The sequence below is a fragment of the Bradyrhizobium sp. 179 genome, assembly GCF_023073535.1.
Classification (GTDB): Bacteria; Pseudomonadota; Alphaproteobacteria; order Rhizobiales; family Xanthobacteraceae; genus Bradyrhizobium.
This window is the reverse complement of sequence record NZ_JADPJR010000154.1, coordinates 1-22,746: the sequence shown is the minus strand read 5'-3', so window position 1 is coordinate 22,746 and position 22,746 is coordinate 1. Positions and strand designations below refer to the sequence as shown.

Sequence of the window (22,746 nt, the reverse complement as noted above, 5' to 3'; positions counted from 1 at the left end):
TTCGCAAAGCTCAAAGCAAATCTGCGAAAGGCCGCCGAACGCACTGTTGGCGGTCTCTGGGATGCCGTCGGGCGCATCATCGACACTTACACGCCCGCAGAATCCTCAAACTACTTCACTGCCGCGGGATACTTGCAACCTGATCGGCTAACGCTTTAGCGTTGGTCGATCCCCGATGGGCCGGCGCGCCCAATCCAAGGGCCGAAAATCTGCGGCTTCGCGTCGGCCGAACGCCACGTATCAGGGAATCAGCGACTCGGTGCCGGGGTCCGCGTTCTGGGCGAGGAGACATGGATCGCGCACGGCGGTTGCTTTGCAGCCGAACGATCCCGGTCACTCCTCCTCGTCGTCCTCATCATCATCGAGGTCTTCATCCTCGTCATCATCGTCGCTGCCGTCGTCAGCGTGAGCCACCGCGCCATGGGGCTGGTGGACCTGGTCGTTCCACAGCTTGCGATAGGTGCCGTTGCTGGCGAGCAGCTCGGCATGGGAGCCGCGCTCAATCGCCTTGCCCCCTGATATCACGATGATCTCGTCCATCTCGACCACTGAGGTCAGGCGGTGGGTCGACCAGATCATGGTGCGGCCCTTGGCGACCTTCAGCAGCGTGCGGTTGATCGCGGCTTCCGTGGTCTGGTCGAGCGCCGAGGTGGCTTCGTCCAGCAGCAGCACCGACGGATTGCGGATGATCGCGCGCGCGATCGCGATGCGCTGGCGCTGTCCGCCCGAAAGCGTATCGCCGCGCTCGCCCACCGGGGTGTCGTATCGCTGCGGCAGGCCCATGATGTAGCGGTGGATCTCGGCCTTTTTGGCCGCCTCCTCCACCTCTTCATCGGTCGCACCCTCCTTGCCGAGCCGGATGTTCTCGCGGATCGACATGTTGAACAGCATGTTCTCCTGAAACACCACCGCCATGCTCCGGCGCAGCGAATCCAGCGTCACCTTGCGGACGTCGACGCCGTCGATGGTGAGGCGGCCTTCGTCGGGCACGTAGAGCCGCAGGATCAGATTGAGCAGCGTGCTCTTGCCGGAGCCGGAGGGACCGACAATGGCAATGCGCCTGCCGGCATTGAGCTTAAGGCTGAGATTGTCCAGCACCGGCGTCTGGCTGCCTTCGTATTGGAACGTCACACGGTCGAAGGTGATGTCGTGGGTGATGCGTGGCAGGTCGGGCGCGCCAGGGCGATCGGCGCCGCGCGTCGGTTCGTCCAGCAATTCCTGGATGTGCCGGATCGCGGCGGCCGAGGAGATCGACACCGGGATGAAATGCATCACATGGGCGATGTTGTAGGAGACCTCCCAGAACGCGCTCTCGAAGGTGACGAAGGTGCCGATGGTGATCTGGCCCTTGGTCGCCAGATATGCGCCGATCGCGAGCACGACCAGGTGCAGGAGCAGCACCGAGATGGTGACCGTCCGCTCCACCATGGTCGACAGGAACGCGGCGGAGGCGATCTTGTTGCGCGTCTCATCGTTGCGGAAGGTGAAGAAGCCGAACATCTTGCGCTGCAGGCTGAACGCCTTGATCACGGCCTGGGCCGCCACGTTCTCCTGCACCATGCCGAGCAGCGCACTCTCGTTGAGCTTCTGCTCGTAATTGGCCTGCACTGCCTTCGGAGTGAGGATGCGCGGGCCGATCAGCGTGATCGGGAACACCAGCAGCGCGACCGCCGCGAGCTGCCAGTTCAGGAACACCATCAGGATGATGCCGGCGATCAGCTCCAGGAACGGCAGCGCTGCGCTATTGGCAAAGGTCTTGACCGAACCTTCGAAGGCCGAGAGATCGACGGAAAAGCGCGACAGGATCTCGCCGCGCCGGGTGCGGCCGAAATAGGCCGCCGGCAGATCCTGGACGTGCTCGAACAGGCGTTTGCGCACGTCGGAAATGATGCAGGCAGCGAGCCGCGCGTCCCAGCGCTCGTACCAGACCGCGACGATCGAGGTGAAGATGCCGGCGACCGCGAGCACGCCGAGGATCTTGTAGAGGGCCTGGAAGTCCTCCTCGCCAAGCGCGTCGTCGATGAGGTACTTCAGGCTGAGCGGCATGATGACGTTGAACAGCGTCTCGACCAAGACGCCGAACGCCACGAATGACAGCATCCGCTTGTAGTTGGTCAGATAGGGCCTGACGAACCCGACAATGGTGGCGAGCGCCCCGGCAGCCTCGCGCGCAGTAAAGACGACGAGATCCTCGTCCTCATCGTCCTCATCGAGCTCCAGCTCATCCTTCCCCTTGCCTTCGTCATCCTCATGGTCCTCGAGGTCCGGCTTGGCGCTGGAGGCGAGCTTGCCGTCGCGCTCGGCCGCCTCTTCCGCGGCGGGCTTCTGTTTGTCGGGCGAGAGGGGCTTGGACGCCATGAAACCAACCGATGCTGACGGCCGGCATGACCGCAGAGAAAGCAGGAATAGCGGCAACCGCTATTGCACCGATTCTATGCGATCAAGATGAATTCGGCAAAACAATTGGCAGATCCGGGGGGTCGCGGCTTGCTAGTCGTCGTCCTCGTCCTCGACCTTGTCGAAGAAGGAATAGCGCAAGCTGTCAGCGTCGGCATACCACTGGCCTGGCCCCTTGTTGGCGGCGAGCGTGGCCTCCCAGAGCGCATCGGTGCAGTCCTTGCGGTGCATCGACAGATCGAAGCCGTTGCCGAAGAACAGTTCGGACCATTCCCACCAGGTGCCGAGCTTCTTGACCCCGCGCAGCAGGTCGTAGCGGTCGATCAGTGCCGGCGCCATGTCCGAGGTGATCGAGCCGAACACGACGCCGGTCTTGACCACACGATTCAGCTCGCGGATCGCGCGGGCCACCTGTTTCGGGGAAACGTGGCAGAGGCTGGTCTCGAACACGAAGTCGAACGCACCGTCCTTGAACGGCATGTCTGTGATCGAGCCGAGCTTGTTGTACTTCTTCAGTGCCTTCGGCGTCTTGGCATGAATGGCGCGGTTGTTCTCGATTCCCCATGCATCGATGCCGCGATCGCGCAGTGCACCGACCAGTTCGCCGCTGGCGGAGCCCGCGACCAGCAGCTTGGCGCCCCTCGCCTCGCCCCAGACGATGCCGACCAGCTTGGTGAGATAATCGGGATCGGTGAAGTGGCGCCACGCCTCGTGATAGGGACCGAGGCCGCGATAGTTCTCGAAATAATTGCGGTCGATCTTGTCGGAGCGCGGCTTGTCCTCCTGCGCGCGCTCGCGGCGCAGCCGCATCATCTCCGTCAGGATGATGTCGGTCGCCGCATCCGAGGAGTCGAGCAGACCGTTCAACGTCGAGTCGAACAGATAGTCGCCGACCACGACGATACCGGGATGCTCCTTCGGCTCGGGCCGGTGATTGGTCATCACGTCGCGCACCGGCAGACCGCCCGGCAGCGCGTTCACCGACGACAGCCAGCGGTGGATCTTGCCTTCCATGAAATGCGAACGCGCGTTGCCGAGGAATGCCGGCAGCGATTTCAGCGCCGCGTCGATCAGCTCCTGGTCCGACAGATTGGCAAAGGCCAGCGCGTCAGAGCCGGCAATGAGCCAGTTCAAGACGCCATGCTTGCCGACGTCGTGCCGCGCGCCCTCATTGTAGACGCAGCAGCCGCCGAAGGCCTCCGACATGAACCAGGCGCCGGAAATCTTCTCGCCCCAGAACGGCTCGTCGAATAGGATCGAGACGCGCAGGTAATGCGCGGGGCGGTCGAAGTATGAGACGTGCTTGACCATCGACTTGCGCAGCTGCTCGCCTTCCCAGCCGACGGTGGCGAGCCAGGAATGCGGCAGGCACATCAGCACGAGATCGAAATCGCGCGTCTCGGGCCCCCTGCCGTTCATCATCTTGAGCTGGTAGCGACCGGTCGGCGCCTTGCCGACGGTGAGCACCCGGTGATTGAGCTGGATGTCGGCATTGACTTCCGACTGCAGGCACTCGATCAGTTGCTCGTTGCCGTTCTGGATGGAATAGAGGCCGATATAGCCGTCGACGTCCATCAGATAGTTCTTGAGCGCATTGAGGCCGTTGGTGTTGTGGCTCTCGGTCGCAATGTCCGAGCGCGCCATGACCTTGAAGAAACGCTTTGCTGTCTCGTCCTCGACCTCCTCGTCGAGCACCTGCTCGGCGGTCTTGTAGGCCCAGGGGTTCTCGTTGTCGTGCGCGCCGACGCCCTCGTAATATTCGATCGGCGACATGACCTCGGTACAGCGCTTGCGGAATGCCTCGATCGCGGCCGCGGTCTTGGCGCCGTATTTACGGCGCATGCCCGCGACGTCGTTGAGGAGCTCGCCGCCGAACTGGACCTGCTCGGCATCCATCGGAATGGTCTGAAGCCCGAAATGCTGGATCAGTTCGCGCAGCGGATCGGGGCCGGTCATCGAGTAGTCGTAGATCTCGGCTACGCCGGCCTCGTACATCGCGGGCGCAGAATCGAATTTGCGCGTGACGATCTTGCCGCCGAGCCGATCGGATGCCTCGAAGATGGTGACGCGGCAGAGGTCGCCGAGCTTGCGCTTCAGATACCAAGCGCTCATCAGCCCGCCGGGGCCGCCGCCTACGATTGCAAGATCAAGCATGTGAGTTCCGTGGTCTCCGGCCCTGCCCCCGACACGGGACCACCGGCCTAAGCTCTCCTAGCAGAAGCGCTTTTGCGGCTGAAGGAAAGATGAACAAGGGCTGATCCCGCATCGCAATAAACATGGAAAGCAGCAAAAAGGCCGGCAAAAGCCGGCCTTTTCATTGTCCTCGGTATTCCTACGGATGAAGCATCATTCCGCCGGCGGCAGCGCCATCGGCTCCGCTTCCGGGGCGGGCGACACGACGGCCGCCTGCTTCTCGCGCTCGTCGAGGATCAGCTTGTCGCGCTTCATGGCGACTTCGCGGATCTTGGCCATGGAGGCGCCGGTGCCTGCCGGGATCAGCCGGCCGACGATGACGTTCTCCTTGAGACCCTCGAGCGGATCGATCTTGCCGTTGACCGCCGCTTCCGTGAGGACGCGGGTGGTCTCCTGGAACGAGGCCGCCGAGAAGAACGAGCGGGTCTGGAGGCTCGCCTTGGTGATGCCGAGCAGAACCGGCGTTCCCGTGGCGGGCTTCTTGCCCTCTTCCCTGGCCTTCTCGTTCAGCGCGTCGAACTCGATCTTGTCGACCTGCTCGCCCGAGATCATGTCCGTGTCGCCCTGATCGGTGACTTCCACCTTCTGGAGCATCTGACGAACAATCACCTCGATGTGCTTGTCGTTGATGAGCACGCCCTGAAGCCGGTAGACCTCCTGGATCTCGTTGACCAGATAGGCCGCGAGTTCCTCGATGCCCTTGATCGCCAGGATGTCGTGCGGCGCCGGGTTGCCTTCCACAATGAAGTCACCCTTTTCGACGACGTCGCCGTCCTGAAGGTGGATGTGCTTGCCCTTGGGGATCAGGTACTCGCGCGGCTCCTCGGTCTTGTCCATCGGCTCGATCGAGATGCGACGCTTGTTCTTGTAGTCGCGGCCGAACCGGATGGTGCCCGCGATCTCGGCGATGATCGCCGCATCCTTCGGACGCCGTGCCTCGAACAGCTCCGCCACCCGCGGCAGACCGCCGGTGATGTCGCGCGTCTTGGCGCTTTCGGTCGAGATACGGGCGAGGATGTCGCCCGGCTGGACCTTGGCTCCGATGTCGACCGAGAGAATGGCGTCGACCGACAGCATGTAGCGGGCATCGCCGCCACGGGCGAGCTTGAGCACCTTGCCGTCCTTACCCTTGACCACGATGGCCGGACGCAGGTCCGAACCGCCGCGGGTCGAACGCCAGTCGATGACCACGCGCTTGGCGATGCCGGTGGCCTCGTCCAGCGTTTCCGAGATCGACTGCCCTTCGACCAGATCCTCGAAGCCGATGGTGCCCTCGACCTCGGTGAGGAGCGGACGGGTATAGGGATCCCACTCGACGATGCGCTGGCCGCGCTTGACGTTGTCGCCCTCGTCGACGTGCAGGCGCGAGCCGTACTGGATACGGTGCGTCGCACGCTCGGTACCGTCGGCATCGACGATCGCCACCACCATGTTGCGCACCATGGCGATCAGGTGACCTTCGCTGTTGCGGGCGATGGCCTTGTTCCTGATCACGATCTTGCCGTCGAAGTTGGCTTCGACGAAGGACTGCTCGTTGAGCTGCGCCGCACCGCCAATGTGGAAGGTGCGCATGGTGAGCTGGGTGCCCGGCTCGCCGATGGACTGCGCCGCGATGACGCCGACCGCTTCGCCGTGGTTGACCGGCGTGCCGCGGGCGAGGTCGCGGCCGTAGCACTTGCCGCAGATGCCGTTGACGAGCTCGCAGGTCAGTGCCGAGCGGATCTTCACCTCCTGCACGCCACCCTGCTGGATGGCATCCAGATGGCTCTCTTCCATCAGCGTGTCGCGCTTGATGATCACCTTGCCCGAGCTGTCACGCACGTCTTCGCAGGCCGTGCGTCCGAGGATGCGCGAACCGAGCGATGCGACCACGGTGCCGGCATCGACGATGGCACGCATCTTGATGCCGAGCTTGGTGCCGCAGTCGCTCTGCGTGATGATGCAGTCCTGCGCCACGTCGACCAGACGACGGGTCAGGTAGCCGGAGTTCGCGGTCTTCAACGCGGTGTCCGCGAGGCCCTTGCGGGCGCCGTGGGTCGAGTTGAAGTACTCGAGCACCGAGAGGCCTTCCTTGAAGTTCGAGATGATCGGCGTCTCGATGATCTCACCCGACGGCTTGGCCATCAGGCCGCGCATGCCGGCGAGCTGGCGCATCTGGGCCGGCGAACCGCGGGCACCGGAGTGAGCCATCATGTAGATCGAGTTGATGTCGGCGTCGGCTCCGCTCGCCGTCTTTTTGGTGGCGGAGATCTCCTTCATCATCGCCTTGGCGATTTCTTCCGTGGCCTTCGACCAGGCGTCGACGACCTTGTTGTACTTCTCGCCATGAGTGATCAGGCCGTCGTTGTACTGCTGCTCGAAATCCTTCGCCAGCGTACGAGTGGTATCGACGATCTTCCACTTGCCGTGCGGCACGACCATGTCGTCCTTGCCGAACGAGATGCCGGCCTTGAACGCGTTGTAGAAGCCGAGCGCCATGATGCGGTCGCAGAAGATCACCGTCTCCTTCTGGCCGCAATGACGGTAGACCTGGTCGATCACGCCCGAGATCTCGCGCTTGGTCATCAGCTTGTTGATGATCTCGTACGAGATCCGCGGATTCTTCGGCAGCAGATTGCCCAGCATCACGCGGCCGGCGGTGGTCTCGATCCAGCGCCTGGAGACCTTGCCGGTCTCGTCCATGCCTTCCCACCGGTACTTGATCTTGGTGTGGAGGTGGATGACCTTCGCGTGTAGCGCGTGCTCGAGCTCGGCCATGTCGCCGAAGACCTTGCCCTCGCCGGGCAGGCCTTCGCGCATGATCGAGACGTAGTACAGACCCAGCACGATGTCCTGCGACGGCACGATGATCGGCTGACCGTTCGCCGGATGCAGGATGTTGTTGGTCGACATCATCAGCACGCGCGCTTCCAGCTGCGCTTCGAGCGACAGCGGAACGTGCACGGCCATCTGGTCGCCGTCGAAGTCGGCGTTGAACGCGGAGCAGACCAGCGGGTGCAACTGGATCGCCTTGCCCTCGATCAGCACGGGCTCGAACGCCTGGATGCCGAGGCGGTGCAGCGTCGGTGCGCGGTTGAGCAGCACCGGATGCTCGCGGATCACCTCGTCCAGGATGTCCCAGACCTCGGGCCGCTCCTTCTCGACCAGCTTCTTGGCCTGTTTCACGGTGGTGGACAAACCCTTGGCGTCAAGCCGCGAATAGATGAACGGCTTGAAGAGCTCGAGCGCCATCTTCTTCGGCAGGCCGCACTGATGCAGACGCAGCTCGGGACCGACCACGATCACCGAACGACCCGAATAGTCGACGCGCTTGCCGAGCAGGTTCTGACGGAAGCGACCCTGCTTGCCCTTGAGCATGTCGGCGAGCGACTTCAGCGGGCGCTTGTTGGCGCCGGTGATGACGCGGCCGCGGCGGCCGTTGTCGAACAGCGCATCGACCGCTTCCTGAAGCATGCGCTTCTCGTTGCGGATGATGATGTCGGGCGCGCGCAGCTCCATCAGCCGCTTCAAGCGGTTGTTGCGGTTGATGACGCGGCGGTAGAGGTCGTTGAGGTCCGAGGTCGCAAAGCGGCCGCCGTCCAGCGGCACCAGCGGACGCAGGTCAGGCGGGATCACCGGGACCACGGTCATGATCATCCATTCCGGCTTGTTGCCGGAATGGCGGAACGCTTCCACGATCTTCAGGCGCTTGGCGAGCTTCTTGTGCTTGATGTCGGAGTCGGTCTCCTGCATCTCGAGGCGCAACGAGGCCTCGAGCTTCTCGAGGTCCATGCCCTTGAGCAGCTCGCGGATCGCTTCCGCGCCGATCATGGCGGTGAAGGAATCCTGGCCGTACTCGTCCTGCGCCTTCAGATACTCGTCTTCCGACAAGAGCTGACGGTCCTTCAGCGCGGTGAGGCCCGGCTCCAGCACGACGTAATATTCGAAGTAGAGGATCCGCTCGAGATCCTTCAGCGTCATGTCCAGCAGGAGGCCGATGCGCGAGGGCAGCGACTTCAGGAACCAGATATGGGCGACGGGGGCTGCGAGCTCGATATGGCCCATGCGCTCGCGCCGGACGCGCGACAGCGTCACCTCGACCGAGCACTTCTCGCAGATGATGCCCTTGTACTTCATGCGCTTGTACTTGCCGCACAAGCACTCGTAATCCTTGATCGGCCCGAAGATGCGGGCGCAGAACAGGCCATCGCGCTCGGGCTTGAAGGTACGGTAGTTAATGGTCTCCGGCTTCTTGATCTCGCCGTAGGACCAGGACAGAATCTTCTCTGGAGACGCGATCGAGATCCGGATCTGGTCGAAGACCTGAGCCGGCGTCGTCGGGTTGAAGAGATTCATAATTTCTTGGTTCATCGTCTTCTCCTCGCGTGCCGGTCGCCTCCGGCCGCAAATTCGAAAATCACTTAGCGGGGCGCCCTGCCCTCAAGGCCTCAGGCGGGGCGCCAATGCCCGGCCGCGAAGGCCGGGCACGACAGGTCGAATTACTCGGCCGCTTCCGACGTCGGCGCCGGTCCCATCTTGGAGTTGTGCAGGTCGACGTTGAGGCCGAGCGAGCGCATTTCCTTGACCAGCACGTTGAACGATTCCGGAATACCGGCCTCGAACGTGTCGTCGCCGCGCACGATCGCCTCGTACACTTTGGTGCGGCCGGCGACGTCGTCCGACTTCACCGTCAGCATCTCCTGGAGCGTGTACGCCGCGCCGTAAGCCTCGAGCGCCCACACCTCCATTTCGCCGAAGCGCTGGCCGCCGAACTGCGCCTTGCCGCCCAGTGGCTGCTGGGTGACGAGCGAGTACGGACCGATCGAACGCGCGTGGATCTTGTCGTCGACGAGATGGTGCAGCTTGAGCATGTAGATGTAGCCGACCGTCACCTTGCGATCGAACGGATCGCCGGTACGGCCGTCATAGACGGTCGACTGCCCCGAAGCGTCGAGACCGGCGAGCTTCAGCATCTCCTCGATGTCGGCTTCCTTGGCGCCGTCGAACACCGGCGTCGCAATCGGCACGCCGCGGCTCAGATTGTGGCCGAGCTCGATCAGTTCGCTGTCGTTGAGCGACTTGATCGTCTCGTCCTCGCCATAGACCTTCTTCAAGGTTTCCTTCAGCGGCTTGATGTCCTGCTTCGACAGGTAAGCATCGACCGTCTGGCCGATCCGCTTGCCGAGGCCGGCACAGGCCCAGCCGAGATGGGTCTCGAGAATCTGTCCGACGTTCATGCGCGAGGGCACGCCCAGCGGATTGAGCACGATGTCGGCATGCGTGCCGTCTTCGAGGAACGGCATGTCCTCGATCGGCACGATCTTGGACACCACGCCCTTGTTGCCGTGGCGACCGGCCATCTTGTCGCCGGGCTGGATCTTGCGCTTCACCGCGACGAACACCTTGACCATCTTCATCACGCCGGGCGGCAATTCGTCGCCGCGCTGAAGCTTCTCGACCTTGTCGAGGAAGCGCTGTTCCAGCCCCTTCTTCGACTCGTCGTACTGCTTCCGCATGGCCTCGATCTCGGCCATCAGCTTGTCGTTCGGCGAAGCGAACAGCCACCACTGCGACTTCGGGTACTCCTCGAGCACCGCACGGGTGATCTTGGTGTCCTTCTTGAAGCCCTTCGGACCGGCGATGCCCTGCCGCCCTTCGAGCAGCTCGGCAAGACGGTTGTAGACGTTGCGGTCGAGGATCGCCTGCTCGTCGTCGCGGTCCTTGGCCAGACGCTCGATCTCTTCCCGCTCGATCGCCAGCGCACGCTCGTCCTTGTCGACGCCGTGACGGTTGAACACGCGCACTTCGACGATCGTGCCCTGCACGCCCGGAGGAACGCGCAGCGAGGTGTCGCGAACGTCGGAAGCCTTCTCGCCGAAGATGGCGCGCAGGAGCTTCTCTTCCGGCGTCATCGGGCTTTCACCCTTCGGCGTGATCTTGCCCACCAGGATGTCGCCGGCGCGCACTTCCGCACCAATGTAGACGATACCGGCTTCGTCGAGGTTCTTCAGCGCTTCTTCCGAGACGTTCGGAATGTCGCGGGTGATTTCCTCGGGCCCGAGCTTGGTGTCGCGGGCCATCACCTCGAACTCCTCGATGTGGATCGAGGTGAAGACGTCTTCCTTCACGATCCGTTCGGAGAGCAGGATCGAGTCTTCGAAGTTGTATCCGTTCCATGGCATGAACGCGACCAGCACGTTGCGCCCCAGAGCGAGCTCGCCGAGATCGGTCGAGGGACCGTCGGCGATGATGTCGCCCTTCTTGACGACGTCGCCGACCTTCACCAGCGGGCGCTGGTTGATGCAGGTCGACTGGTTGGAGCGCTGATACTTCATCAGCCGGTAGATATCGACGCCCGACTTGGTCGGATCGAGATCTTCGGTGGCGCGGATGACGACGCGGGTCGCGTCGATCTGGTCGATCACGCCCGAACGGCGCGCCGCGATCGCGGCACCCGAGTCACGCGCAACCACGCCTTCCATGCCGGTGCCGACGAACGGCGCCTCGGCGCGAACCAGCGGCACCGCCTGGCGCTGCATGTTCGAGCCCATCAGCGCGCGGTTGGCGTCGTCGTTCTCGAGGAACGGGATCAGCGCCGCGGCCACCGAAACGAGCTGCTTCGGCGACACATCCATGTAGTCGACCTTGTCGGGCGTCACTGGCAAGACTTCGCCGGCGTGACGGCAGACCACGAGGTCTTCGGTGAAGCGGCCCTTCGGGTCGAGCGGCACGTTGGCCTGCGCGACCGTATAGCGGCCCTCCTCCATCGCCGAGAGGTACACGACCTCGTCGGTGACTCGGCCGTCCTTGACCTTGCGGTACGGCGTCTCGACGAAGCCATACTTGTTCACGCGCGCGAAGGTCGCGAGCGAGTTGATCAGGCCGATGTTCGGGCCTTCCGGCGTCTCGATCGGGCAGATGCGGCCGTAATGCGTCGGATGCACGTCGCGCACCTCGAAGCCGGCACGCTCGCGGGTCAGACCGCCCGGTCCGAGCGCCGACAGGCGTCGCTTGTGGGTGATCTCGCTGAGCGGGTTAGTCTGGTCCATGAACTGCGAGAGCTGCGAGGAGCCGAAGAACTCGCGCACGGCGGCGGCCGCCGGCTTGGCGTTGATCAGGTCCTGCGGCATCACCGTGTCGATGTCGACCGAGGACATGCGCTCCTTGATCGCGCGCTCCATGCGCAGGAGGCCGATGCGGTACTGGTTCTCCATGAGCTCGCCGACCGAACGCACGCGGCGGTTGCCGAGATGGTCGATGTCGTCGATCTCGCCCTTGCCGTCGCGCAAATCCACCAGCGTCTTGATGACGGAGAGGATGTCTTCCTTGCGCAGGGTACGCTGAGTATCGGGCGCATCGAGGTCGAGGCGCATGTTCATCTTGACGCGGCCGACCGCGGAGAGGTCGTAGCGCTCGGCGTCGAAGAACAGCGACTGGAACATGGCCTGCGCCGATTCCAGCGTCGGCGGCTCGCCCGGACGCATGACACGGTAGATGTCGAACAGCGCGTCCTCACGCGTCATGTTCTTGTCGGCCGAGAGCGTGTTGCGAATGTAGGGGCCGACATTGACGTGGTCGATGTCGAGCAGCGGCAGCTCCTTGTAGCCCTGCTCGTTGAGCGCCTTCATCAGCTTGTCGGTGATTTCCTCGCCGGCTTCAGCGTGGATCTCGCCCGTCTTCGGATTGACGAGGTCTTCGGCGACGTAGTTGCCGACCAGTTCCTCATCGGCCATGCGCAGCGCCTTCAGCCCCTTCTCTTGGAGCTGGCGGGCGGCACGGACGGTGAGCTTCTTGCCGGCCTCGAGCACGACCTTGCCGGTATCGGCGTCGATCAGATCGTTGACGGTCGAGTAGCCGCGGAAGCGATTGGCGTCGAACGGAACGCGCCAGCCTTCCTTGGTCCGCTTGTAGAGGATCTTCTTGTAGAACGTGGACAGGATCGCCTCGCCGTCGAGGCCGAGCGCGAACATCAGCGACGTCACCGGAATCTTGCGGCGACGGTCGATACGCGCATAGACGATGTCCTTGGCGTCGAACTCGATGTCGAGCCAGGAGCCGCGGTACGGGATCACGCGGGCGGCGAACAGCAGCTTGCCCGAGGAATGGGTCTTGCCCTTGTCGTGGTCGAAGAACACGCCGGGCGAACGGTGCATCTGCGAGACAATGACGCGCTCGGTGCCGTTGACGATGAAGGTGCCGTTCATCGTCATGAGCGGGATGTCGCCCATGTAGACGTCCTGCTCCTTGATGTCCTTCACCGACTTCGCGCCGGTTTCCTCGTCGATATCGAATACGATGAGGCGCAGCGTTACCTTGAGCGGAGCCGCGAAGGTCATGCCGCGCTGGCGGCACTCGTCGACGTCGTATTTCGGCTGCTCGAACTCGTAGCGGACGAATTCCAGCATCGAGGTGCCCGAGAAGTCGGAGATCGGAAACACCGAGCGGAACACCGCCTGCAGACCCTCGTCAAGACGGCCGCCCGGCGGTTCGTCGACCATCAGGAACTGGTCATACGACGCCTTCTGAACCTCGATGAGGTTCGGCATCTCGGCGACTTCCTTGATGTGTCCGAAGAACTTGCGAACGCGTTTGCGACCGGTGAATGTCTGCTGCGCCATCGTGGCCTCTCATTTCGTCGCCCGCTTGGGCGCGCCGTCCGGAACGCGGCTGCCGCCGCTCCCGGGTTGAATTTTTTCGAACCCGTCTTGGGGGCCAGAAGCTCAGTTCAGGCGGGAATGTCCTGAATCTGTTCTTCAGACCTTCAAAACGCAAAACGACGCGCGGGGCGCAGAAGCGCGCCCGCCCGTCACAACGATCGTCTTCACGGACTGCAAAAGCCCGAAATAGCCTGCTCTCCCAACGGCTTACAGGGAAATCCGGCATCCCTGCCCACCGCGCTTTCGTGCTGCCGACCCGATATGGGGCGACAATAGTGGAGATTCGAGGGGTAAACCCTCAAATCCCCACACTTTTTCGTGTTCGGCCTGCGTCGGGACGTTCCGTCGCACGCCTTTTGCATCCGGCTCACCCCTTCGATGAGGAGCGGACCAAGACCCCGGGTCGCGCTGATGCTCGCCCGGGACCTCACCAGCAAGCTGCGCTTACTTGAGCTCGACCTTGGCGCCAGCCTTCTCGATCTGCGCCTTGATCTTCTCGGCTTCTTCCTTGTTCACGCCTTCCTTCAGCGGCTTGGGAGCACCCTCGACGAGGTCCTTTGCTTCCTTCAGGCCGAGACCGGTGATGGCGCGGACTTCCTTGATGACCTCGATCTTCTTGTCGCCAGCGCTGGCGAGAACGACCGTGAACTCGGTCTTCTCTTCCGCCGGAGCGGCAGCGGCGGCGCCAGCGGCCGGGCCGGCCACGGCGACAGCCGCGGCAGCCGAAACACCCCACTTCTCCTCGAGGAGCTTCGCGAGTTCGGCAGCTTCGAGCACGGTGAGGCTCGAGAGGTCGTCAACGATCTTCTGCAAGTCAGCCATTGTTCAGTTTCCTTACGTGTAAGTCTGGTTCGGGTTTGAGTTTTGCGAAGGGCGTCAGGCCGCTTCGCCCTTTGAGGCATGAGCCTGGATGACGCGCGCGAGCTTGCCCGCGGGCGCGTTGGCGAGCTGAGCGAGCTTGGTCGCCGGGGCCACGATGAGGCCGACGATCTTGCCGCGCAGTTCGTCAAGCGACGGCAGCGAGGCAAGCGCCTTCACCCCGTCGACATTCAGGACGGTCTTGCCCATCGAGCCGCCGACGATGACGAACTTTTCGTTCGCCTTGGCGAATTCGATGGCGACCTTTGGCGCCGCTACCGGATCGTTGGAAGTCGCGATCACGGTCGGCCCCTTCAGCATGGGGCCGATGGCAACGACGTCAGTGCCTTCAAGAGCAATTTTGGCGAGACGGTTCTTCGAGACCTTCACCGAGGCGCCAGCCTGCTTCATCTGCGTGCGCAGCTTCTGCATCTGGGCAACGGTGAGGCCGGAATATTGAGCAACGATCGCGACGCTCGTGGTCTTGAAGACCTCGTTGAGCTGTTCGACCGCTTCCTTTTTTGCCGCTCGTTCCACAGCAAGCTCTCTCCGGTTGGCGGTCATCGCGAGAAGCGGGACCGCCGGGTTGCACCCATCCTCCCGCCCAAACCTGAACCTCCGGGCCAAACCCATCGGACACGCCGGGCAAGACGACAATTCAAAGCCTGCCCTCCGGGAGCCCATGAGGCCCACGGCGTGTCGAGGTCCGAACCAGACCCCGTTTCGCGAAACCAGTTTGAAGCTGGGGCGCGAAGTGAAATCCGGTCTTCACCCGTCTATGCAGGCCATGCGATTAAGCCGTTGAGAAATCGAAATTCCCCGCGGGCGCCTGCAGTCTTGGACAGGACAAGGTCAGCCGGCGAACCGTCCGACCTCTGTCCGCATTCCACCAAATGACGGGCTCTCTTTCCTTGTCCGGAAAATCCTTACGGACGTCCTGGAAAGGAATGATCTCCTGTCGTGTCGGGTTTTCGGAATGCGAGCACGAACGCGCCAGCCGAGGTCGGCACGTCCGGAAGCGGCTCTTTAACCGCTCGGAGCCGGCTTGCCAAGAGCAAAATTCGCACCAGTTCCAATCCGTTGCCGCAAGCGTTTGACCAATTAGGGCAGAGAAGGATCGCTTCAGGCCTTTTTGACCTCATAGGGCAGCGGCCTGCCATCGAAAAATGCGGTCAGGTTGGCCAGCACGCAATTCTGCATGGCGACGTGCGATTCGAGGGTATGGCCGCCGAGATGAGGGGCGAGCACCACATTGGGCAGCGCGGTCAGCGCGTCGGGCGCGTGCGGTTCCCTCTCATAGACGTCGAGGCCGGCGCCGGCGATGGTCTTGTCCGTCAGCGCCGCGACCAGGGCCTTCTCGTCGATGACCGAGCCGCGGGAGATATTGACGACATACCCGTCCGCGCCAAGGCGCCTCAGGATGTCGGCGCTGACGACGTGCTGGGTCTCGGCTCCGGCCCGGACCGCAATCATCAGCACGCTGCACCAGTCGGCGAGTTCTTCCAGTGACGGGAAATATTGATATGGCAAATCGTATTTGGTGCGGCTGAAATAGCCGACTTCGCTCTCGAAAGCGGCGCAGCGCGCCGCGATCTTGCGGCCGATCTCACCCATGCCGTAGACGCCGATGCGGCGGCCGGGCATGCCCGTCTGTGGCCGCATCATCGGCGAGGGTTTTGACGCCGCCCAATCGCCGCTGCGGACATATTGGTCGGCAACCAGGATCCGCCGCGTCGTCGCCAGCATCAGGGTCATCGCAATATCGGCGACCGAAGCTGCGTTGGCGCCCGGACTGTGGCCGACCGCAACCTTGCGCGCGGCGGCCGCCTCCAAGTCGACGCCGTCATAGCCGGTGCGACAATCGCACCGAGCTTGGGAAACAGGTCCATCGCCTCCGCTCCCAGCGGGGTGCCGCCTGCCGTCAGTACCGCGCGGATGCCGCCGAGCTCGTCAGCCGAAAACACCTCGCGCGCGGGCTTGCCGCCAGTGTCGAGCAGTTCGAAGCGCTCGGCGAAACGCACCATCATCGTCTTGGGAAAGCGGGAGTAGATCAGGACCTTGTCAGCCATTGTTCTTGTTTCCCGTGAACGCGGTCACAAACGACGAGGGGCGGAATCGGTTGCCCAATTCCGCCCCTCATGGATTTTGCAAATCTCAGCCGAGGCAAGCCCTAGCCGAGGATGGTGCCCGGCTCGACCTTCACGCCGGGGCCCATCGTCGAGGACACCGCAACGCGCTGGATGTAGGTGCCCTTGGAGCCGGCCGGCTTCGCCTTGGAGACGGCGTCTGCCAGGGCCTTGATGTTCTCAACCAGCTTCTCCTCGGAGAACGACGCCTTGCCGACGCCGGCCTGCAGGATGCCGGCCTTCTCCACACGGAACTCGACCGAGCCACCCTTGGCACCCTTCACCGCGCCGGTGACATCCATGGTCACCGTGCCGATCTTCGGGTTCGGCATCAGGCCGCGCGGGCCGAGCACCTTACCGAGGCGGCCGACCAGCGGCATCATGTCGGGGGTTGCAATGCAGCGGTCGAAATCGATCGAGCCGTTCTGCACCTTCTCGACCAGGTCCTCGGCGCCGACGACGTCAGCACCCGCCGCCTTGGCCTCGTCGGCCTTGGCGCCACGGGCGAACACGCCGACGCGGAGCGTACGGCCGGTGCCGTTCGGCAGGGTCACGACGCCGCGAACCATCTGGTCGGCGTGACGCGGATCGACGCCGAGATTGATCGCGACCTCGATGGTCTCGTCGAACTTCGCCTTGGCGCGTTCCTTGACCATCTTGATGGCGTCCGCGAGCGGGTAAAGCTTTTCGCGGTCAATACCTTCGCGGGCTTTGTTCAAACGCTTTCCGATTGCCATGACCGCTTACCCCGCAACTTCCAGACCCATCGAACGGGCGGAGCCCTCGACCATCTTCATGGCCGATTCGATGCTGTCGCAATTCAAGTCCTTCATCTTCTTCTCGGCGATCTCGCGCACCTGCGCCTTGGTCACCTTGCCCGCCTTGTCACGGCCCGGCGCCTTCGAGCCGGACTGGATCTTGGCGGCCTGCTTGAGGAAGTAGGACATCGGCGGCGTCTTCATCTCGAAAGTGAAGGAACGGTCCGCATAGATGGTAATGACCACCGGGATTGGGGTGTTCTTCTCTTCCTTCTGGGTCTGCGCGTTGAACGCCTTGCAGAACTCCATGATGTTGAGACCGCGCTGACCGAGCGCGGGACCGATCGGGGGCGAAGGATTCGCCGCACCGGCCGGGACCTGAAGCTTCAGGTATCCGGTCACTTTCTTTGCCATGTATCACTCCTGTTGTGCCGGCATATCCGCCGGCGGTTTCAGGTTCGTGGTCTGGGTCGGATGCGGCTGGCAACCGCCCTCTCCCTCCCACGGCCTCTTGCTGCGCAAGACCGAAGTCTCACGCCTACCCGGTCAGACCTTCTCGACCTGACCGAATTCCAGTTCGACCGGCGTGGCGCGGCCGAAGATCGACACCGCGACCTTCACGCGCGAGCGCGCCTCGTCGATTTCCTCGACCACACCCGAGAACGAGGCGAACGGGCCGTCGGCAACGCGCACGTTCTCGCCGATTTCGAACGAGACCGACGCCTTCGGCCGTTCCACGCCCTCCTGCACCTGATGCAGGATGCGCATAGCCTCGGCTTCCGAGATCGGCATCGGCTTGTTCTCGGCGCCGAGGAATCCCGTCACCTTCGGCGTGTTCTTGATCAGATGGAATGCCTCGTCGGTCAGCTTCATCTTCACCAGCACATAGCCGGGGAAGAACTTGCGCTCGGCGTCGATCTTGCGGCCGCGGCGCACTTCCGTGACCTTCTCGGTCGGCACCAGTACCAGCTCGAACAGCTCCTCGAGCCCGCGCTGCTTGGCCTGCTCGCGGATCGATTCGGCGACCTTCTTCTCGAAGTTCGAATAGGCGTGGACGATGTACCAGCGCTTGTCGGACACTTGAGCGGTTGCTGTTGCCATCAGTGGATGCCCAGAAGGAAGGTGATGAGGTAACGGATGATCTGGTCTGCGGCGAAGAAGAAGACCGAGGCCACGGCGACCATGACGAACACCATGATGGTGGTGATCGTGGTCTCACGACGGGTCGGCCAGGTGACCTTGGCGGTCTCCGAGCGCACTTCCTGCAAGAACTTGAACGGGCTGACTGCCATCGTTTGATGTCCAACGTCCGTCGCAAGACGGCTACTGATTTCAAAGGGATCCGAACAGCCGCCTTTGGCCCAGCCCTCGTCTGAAGGATGAGCCGGAAACCGGGCTCGATTGTTCGGGGATTTCAAAGCCGCGCCGGAAATCCGCGTCTAACGGGCCGGCTGCGAGTGCGGGGTAAATACTGCGGATGGGGCCAAAGGTCAAGATATGGGGACGGCTTGCGCGGCAAGCGAGCGGATCGAGCCGCCTAATTGATTTTGCTGGCAGGAGTGGCAGGGCTCGAACCTGCGACCCCCGGTTTTGGAGACCGGTGCTCTACCAATTGAGCTACACTCCTACAGACCCTGCGTCGCCTTAGGATCAGGGCCGCTTTCAAGCACAGGGGACGGCCGGTTTGCAAGGGTGAACCGCGCCGGCTTCGCTTGTTTGTGCCGGGGTCTTGGGGCCACAGTCCATTCCAGATAATCAAGAGCAACCGGGAGCGCCCATGACCGCCACAGCCGCCCAACACGCCACGATCGCGCCGCAGACCCCGCCTCTGCCGGAAGCCCGCCCCGAGACGCTCGGGCTGTCGCGTCCCCGCCTCCAGGCCATGTCGGCCGCATTCAAGCGCGAGATCGACAAGGGAACCGTTCCCGGCGTCACCGTGCTGGTGGCCCGCCGCGGCCAAATCGGCTGGTTCGAGGCGCTGGGACGGCAGAGCCCGACGGGCGCGGCGCCGATGGCGCGCGATTCGATCTTCCGGATCTTCTCGATGACCAAGCCGATTGTCTCGGTCGCTATCATGGCGCTAATCGAGGACGGCCATCTCCTTCTCAGTGACGCGGTCGCCAAGTTCATTCCGGAGTTCGCCGAGCAAAAGGTCGGCGTGGTCAGTGGCGGCCGGCTCGACCTGGTTCCGCCGAGGCGGCCGATGACGGTGCAGGACCTGCTCCGTCACACCTCGGGCCTCACCTACGAGCACCAGGGCGACGGCCCCGTGCACAAGCTCTACCGGGAGTCCCGCGTCCGCAGCCGCAAGATCACCAATGCCGAGCACGCCGCGCTGGTGGCGAGCTTTCCGTTGATCTGCCATCCCGGCGACGAGTTCAACTACAGCCGCTCCACCGACATCCTCGGCCGCATCATCGAAGTCGTCAGCGGCAAATCGCTCGGCGCGTACCTTGCCGAACGCGTCCTCGCGCCCTTGCAGATGGCCGAGACCGGCTTTGCGACGTCCGAGACCAATGCCGGCCGCCTCGCCGAACCGTTCGCGGCCGATCCCTGGACCGGCGACAAGGTCGCGCTCTTCAACATGCTCGAGCAGCCGGTGATGCAGTCCGGTGGCGGCGGGCTGGTCTCGACCACGATGGATTATGCCCGCTTCTGCCTGATGCTGCGCAACGGCGGCACGCTCGACGGCAACAGGATCATCGGCCGCAAGACGCTGGAGCTGATGGCGTCCGATCATCTCGGGCCGCATGTTGCAACAAATGGCACGCTGCTGTCGCCCGGCCACGGCTTCGGTCTCGGCTTTGCCGTGCGCCGTGAGGCCGGCATTGCGCCCTTCCCCGGCAGCATAGGCCAGTATTTCTGGAGCGGCATTGCGGGCACGTTCTTCTGGATCGATCCGAAGGAGGATCTGTTCGCGGTGTTCATGAGCCAAGGCCCAGGCCAACGCGACTATACGCGCACGCTGGTGCGGGATCTGGTTTACGCGGCGGTGGAGTGACCCGAAGGGTCATTCCGGGTTCGATGCAAAGCATCGAACTATGGTGCGCAATTGCGCACCTTGAGAATCTCGAGATCCCGGGTTCACGCTTCGCGTGCCCCGGGATGACGCCAAAGCTTCAACTGATCGTCGCGCCGCCGTCGATCACCATGGTCTGCCCGGTCATGAAGTCGCCGGCCGCAGAGCCCAGGAACACCGCCGCGCCCGCGATCTCGTCGGGCATGCCGATGCGCAAGAGAGGCGAGCGCGAGGTCGAGGCTTTCAGATTCTCCGGATTGTCCCAAAGCGCTTTCGCAAAATCGGTCTTGATCAGGCCGGGCGCGATGCAGTTCACGCGGATATTGTGCTTGCCGTATTCGCAGGCGAGATTGCGCGCGAGCTGCATGTCGGCGGCTTTCGAGATCGCGTAGGCACCGAGGATGGTCGAGCCCTTGAGGCCGCCGATTGACGAGACGATGATGATCGAGCCGTCCTTGCGCTCGATCATCTGCGGCACCACCATCGAGATCAGCCAATTGTTGGCGACGATATTGTTGTCGAGGATTTTTCTGAACTGATCGTCGGAGATGCCGGCGAGCGGACCGTAGTACGGGTTCGACGCCGCGTTGCAGACCAGCACGTCGATCTTGCCGAAAGCGCGGTTGCTCTCGTCGACGAGGTTTTGCAGATTCTCTTTTGAGGAGATGTTGGCGGCGATCGCGACCGCGGTGCCCTTGCCGAATCTATCGTTGATGCTATTGGCCACCTGCTCGCAAACGTCGGCCTTGCGCGAGGAGATCACCACCTTGGCGCCGTGCTCGGCCATGCGCTCGGCGATCGCGAGCCCGATGCCGCGGGTCGAGCCGGTGATGACGGCAACTTTCCCCTTCATGTCGAACAAGGTCATGTTTCTCTCCCAGAGTATGATTTGACTTGGCTTTGAACCTTACGCCGCAGGCGCGCGGCGGGACAACGGCTCACGCAAGCTTCTTGACTTCCGGTCCCGCAGGCTGGTGCATCGCTGCGTGCGCAGCATCGGCGATCCACGGCTGCTGGTTCACCATCGGCAACCGCCAGACCGTGCGCTCGGGGCTTGCGAAATGATCGAGCCGCGTCACCGAGCAATTGTCGATATCGAATGCGAGTCCCTGCTCCGGCAAGCCGCCGAGCGCAAGGCCGACGGCCGCCTTGATGGTGCCACCATGCGCGACCGCGATGATGTCCTGCCCGGCCGCTTCCACATTGATCCGTTCGATGGTGCGTCGCGTGCGATTATAGAGGTCCATGAAACTTTCGCCGCCGGGCGCAGGCTCATTGATGTCGGCGAACCAGCTGGCGCCGACGGGGCGGCTCGCGATGAACTCGGCGCGGTTCATGCCCTGCCAACGGCCGAGATTCTGCTCGGCGAGATCCGCTTCCCATTTCATCGACGCAGGCCGTGGAAAGCCTGTTGCCCAGATCGCCGCGGCCGTCTGATGTGTGCGCATTAGATTGCTCGAATACCAGACTGCGTTGCGTGGCAGCACCTTGGCAACAGCGTTGAATACATAGGTGTCGCTGATGTCGCAGGCGATGTCGGACTGGCCGTAGATGTTGCCGCCGTCATTGCGCACCGGCGCGTGCCGGACCCACCACCACCGTGTCGTGACCACATTCGGCCTGTCTGCGCCTGCCATCGAAACCCTTCCATCCCGCGTTATGTCGCTGTACGTCAGTAGCGAACGTGTCTCAAGACACTTTGCCGTTTGAAATGTTGTTTGAAATTCCGTCGCGCGGCAAGGGCCGCGTGCGAGCCAAAGGGAGAAGCGCATGGGCCGCTTGCAAGGCAAATCCGTCATCATCACCGGCGCCGGCAGCGGCATCGGCCGCGCCGCTGCGCTGCTTTTCACCAGGGAAGGCGCAAAGCTCATCGCCGTCGATCGCACCGAAGCGGTGAAGGAGACCGTCGAGGAGATCAAGAAGGCCGGTGGCATCGCGGAAGCCATGATCGCGGATGCCGGCTCCGAGACGGACGTCGTCGCAATGATCGACAAGGCGGTGAAGGCGCACGGCCGGCTCGACGTGATCTGGGCCAATGCCGGCATCTCGGGCGGGCTCATCCCGCTCGCTGAGCAGACGGTGGAGCACTGGCAGGAGATTTTGCGCGTCAACCTCATCGGGCCGTTCCTCGCGGTGAAATACGCGATGCCGCACATGGTCAAGCAACAGTCCGGCGCGATCGTGCTGACGGCGTCCGTCGCCGGCCTCAAGGCCGGCGCCAGCGGACATCCCTATGCGGCGAGCAAGGCGGGCGTGATCAGCCTGGTGCAGACCACAGCCTATTCGCTCACCGGCACCGGCGTGCGCATCAACGCGGTGTGCCCCGGCCTGATCGAGACCGGCATGACCAAACCGATCTTCGACCGCGCCAAGGAGCGCGGCACTCAAGACAAGATCGGCCAGCTCAACCCGCTCAAGCGTCCCGGCCAGCCGCACGAGCTCGCGGCGATGGGACTGTTTTTGGCCAGCGACGAGGCCTCGTACGTGAATGGTCAGGCATTCCCCGTCGACGGCGGCCTGACGGCATCGATGCCGTATACGGGCAAGCCGGTTTAGCAAGAGCCCGCAGTTTTTGCGCGCAGCTGCCTCACGTCGTCTTTGCGAGCCAACCGGTCCGCGCGAAGCGCGGCCCGATGACAGGCTCCGCGAAGATTCCATGCGGGTGGATAGCGACCAAGTCTGAGGCCAGACTGAGGTTGCATCCATTCAACCTGGAGACGACGATGTTGCTCGATCATCCTATCGACGGACCGGCCGCT

At 63.2% G+C, this 22,746-nt stretch carries 14 protein-coding genes, 1 tRNA gene and 2 pseudogenes; 3 read left to right on the top strand and 14 right to left on the bottom strand.

The features are described from left to right. Positions 1-159: pseudogene (locus IVB12_RS35465) on the top strand (IS630 family transposase); the annotation flags it as partial. Between the two features lie 174 nt (positions 160-333). Here IVB12_RS35465 and IVB12_RS35460 read toward each other — a convergent pair. The 12 genes and pseudogenes from IVB12_RS35460 to IVB12_RS35405 form a co-directional block, all read right to left on the bottom strand. Then, positions 334-2,358: an ABC transporter ATP-binding protein gene (locus IVB12_RS35460; protein WP_247307078.1), complete on the bottom strand. Its 2,025-nt coding sequence runs from the start codon at positions 2,356-2,358 to the stop codon at positions 334-336. Positions 2,359-2,490: 132 nt separating this feature from the next. Continuing rightward, complete coding sequence (locus tag IVB12_RS35455; protein WP_247307076.1) at positions 2,491-4,551, bottom strand: FAD-dependent oxidoreductase; 2,061 nt, start codon at positions 4,549-4,551, stop codon at positions 2,491-2,493. 192 nt (positions 4,552-4,743) lie between these two features. Further along, on the bottom strand, positions 4,744-8,940 hold the full coding sequence (gene rpoC, locus IVB12_RS35450; protein WP_247307074.1) for a DNA-directed RNA polymerase subunit beta': 4,197 nt from the start codon (positions 8,938-8,940) through the stop codon (positions 4,744-4,746). A 128-nt stretch (positions 8,941-9,068) separates the two neighbouring features. Continuing rightward, complete coding sequence (rpoB, locus tag IVB12_RS35445) at positions 9,069-13,187, bottom strand: DNA-directed RNA polymerase subunit beta (RefSeq protein WP_247307072.1); 4,119 nt, start codon at positions 13,185-13,187, stop codon at positions 9,069-9,071. 483 nt (positions 13,188-13,670) lie between these two features. Further along, positions 13,671-14,048 carry a 50S ribosomal protein L7/L12 gene (gene rplL, locus IVB12_RS35440; protein WP_247307070.1) on the bottom strand — a complete coding sequence of 126 codons (378 nt, stop codon included), beginning with the start codon at positions 14,046-14,048 and terminating at the stop codon, positions 13,671-13,673. Positions 14,049-14,102: 54 nt separating this feature from the next. Continuing rightward, positions 14,103-14,621 carry a 50S ribosomal protein L10 gene (rplJ, locus tag IVB12_RS35435; protein WP_247279356.1) on the bottom strand — a complete coding sequence of 173 codons (519 nt, stop codon included), beginning with the start codon at positions 14,619-14,621 and terminating at the stop codon, positions 14,103-14,105. 585 nt (positions 14,622-15,206) lie between these two features. Beyond that, positions 15,207-16,153, bottom strand: a pseudogene (locus IVB12_RS35430) (2-hydroxyacid dehydrogenase). 101 nt (positions 16,154-16,254) lie between these two features. Beyond that, a complete protein-coding gene (rplA, locus tag IVB12_RS35425) occupies positions 16,255-16,947 on the bottom strand; it encodes a 50S ribosomal protein L1 (protein ID WP_018647230.1) in 693 nt (230 codons plus the stop codon). 6 nt (positions 16,948-16,953) lie between these two features. Next, the gene (gene rplK / locus IVB12_RS35420) at positions 16,954-17,382 is read right to left on the bottom strand and encodes a 50S ribosomal protein L11 (protein WP_012045056.1); all 429 of its coding nucleotides are present in this window, start codon (positions 17,380-17,382) and stop codon (positions 16,954-16,956) included. A 132-nt stretch (positions 17,383-17,514) separates the two neighbouring features. Further along, positions 17,515-18,069, bottom strand: a complete 555-nt coding sequence (gene nusG / locus IVB12_RS35415; RefSeq protein WP_018647229.1) for a transcription termination/antitermination protein NusG — start codon at positions 18,067-18,069, stop codon at positions 17,515-17,517. Further along, the gene (gene secE / locus IVB12_RS35410) at positions 18,069-18,260 is read right to left on the bottom strand and encodes a preprotein translocase subunit SecE (protein ID WP_027564420.1); all 192 of its coding nucleotides are present in this window, start codon (positions 18,258-18,260) and stop codon (positions 18,069-18,071) included. Before secE ends, nusG begins: the two co-directional genes overlap by 1 nt. Positions 18,261-18,519: 259 nt before the next feature. After that, a tRNA-Trp gene (locus tag IVB12_RS35405) sits at positions 18,520-18,595 on the bottom strand. Positions 18,596-18,745: 150 nt separating this feature from the next. Between IVB12_RS35405 and IVB12_RS35400 the strand changes: the two genes are divergently transcribed. Further along, complete coding sequence (locus tag IVB12_RS35400; protein WP_247307068.1) at positions 18,746-19,969, top strand: serine hydrolase domain-containing protein; 1,224 nt, start codon at positions 18,746-18,748, stop codon at positions 19,967-19,969. Positions 19,970-20,087: 118 nt separating this feature from the next. On the opposite strand, the gene IVB12_RS35395 is transcribed toward IVB12_RS35400, so the two are convergent. Both IVB12_RS35395 and IVB12_RS35390 read right to left on the bottom strand, forming a co-directional pair. Further along, positions 20,088-20,855 (bottom strand): SDR family oxidoreductase, encoded by a 768-nt coding sequence (locus tag IVB12_RS35395; RefSeq protein WP_247307067.1) that lies wholly within the window; start codon positions 20,853-20,855, stop codon positions 20,088-20,090. Between the two features lie 70 nt (positions 20,856-20,925). Continuing rightward, complete coding sequence (locus IVB12_RS35390) at positions 20,926-21,624, bottom strand: histidine phosphatase family protein (RefSeq protein WP_247307066.1); 699 nt, start codon at positions 21,622-21,624, stop codon at positions 20,926-20,928. 133 nt (positions 21,625-21,757) lie between these two features. Here IVB12_RS35390 and IVB12_RS35385 point away from each other — a divergent pair, with 133 nt between their 5' ends. Continuing rightward, positions 21,758-22,543: an SDR family oxidoreductase gene (locus IVB12_RS35385; protein WP_247307065.1), complete on the top strand. Its 786-nt coding sequence runs from the start codon at positions 21,758-21,760 to the stop codon at positions 22,541-22,543. Positions 22,544-22,746: the final 203 nt, after the last annotated feature.

What these genes read in the sequence shown, in the direction of transcription:
- rpoB (WP_247307072.1), bottom strand. Translation starts at nt 13,187, where the DNA reads ATGGCGCAGCAGACATTCACCGGTCGCAAACGCGTTCGCAAGTTCTTC.
- rplL (WP_247307070.1), bottom strand. Translation starts at nt 14,048, where the DNA reads ATGGCTGACTTGCAGAAGATCGTTGACGACCTCTCGAGCCTCACCGTG.
- nusG (WP_018647229.1), bottom strand. Translation starts at nt 18,069, where the DNA reads ATGGCAACAGCAACCGCTCAAGTGTCCGACAAGCGCTGGTACATCGTC.
- rplK (WP_012045056.1), bottom strand. Translation starts at nt 17,382, where the DNA reads ATGGCAAAGAAAGTGACCGGATACCTGAAGCTTCAGGTCCCGGCCGGT.
- IVB12_RS35400 (WP_247307068.1), top strand. Translation starts at nt 18,746, where the DNA reads ATGACCGCCACAGCCGCCCAACACGCCACGATCGCGCCGCAGACCCCG.
- IVB12_RS35390 (WP_247307066.1), bottom strand. Translation starts at nt 21,624, where the DNA reads ATGGCAGGCGCAGACAGGCCGAATGTGGTCACGACACGGTGGTGGTGG.
- rpoC (WP_247307074.1), bottom strand. Translation starts at nt 8,940, where the DNA reads ATGAACCAAGAAATTATGAATCTCTTCAACCCGACGACGCCGGCTCAG.
- IVB12_RS35385 (WP_247307065.1), top strand. Translation starts at nt 21,758, where the DNA reads ATGGGCCGCTTGCAAGGCAAATCCGTCATCATCACCGGCGCCGGCAGC.
- IVB12_RS35455 (WP_247307076.1), bottom strand. Translation starts at nt 4,551, where the DNA reads ATGCTTGATCTTGCAATCGTAGGCGGCGGCCCCGGCGGGCTGATGAGC.
- rplA (WP_018647230.1), bottom strand. Translation starts at nt 16,947, where the DNA reads ATGGCAATCGGAAAGCGTTTGAACAAAGCCCGCGAAGGTATTGACCGC.
- IVB12_RS35395 (WP_247307067.1), bottom strand. Translation starts at nt 20,855, where the DNA reads ATGACCTTGTTCGACATGAAGGGGAAAGTTGCCGTCATCACCGGCTCG.
- secE (WP_027564420.1), bottom strand. Translation starts at nt 18,260, where the DNA reads ATGGCAGTCAGCCCGTTCAAGTTCTTGCAGGAAGTGCGCTCGGAGACC.
- IVB12_RS35460 (WP_247307078.1), bottom strand. Translation starts at nt 2,358, where the DNA reads ATGGCGTCCAAGCCCCTCTCGCCCGACAAACAGAAGCCCGCCGCGGAA.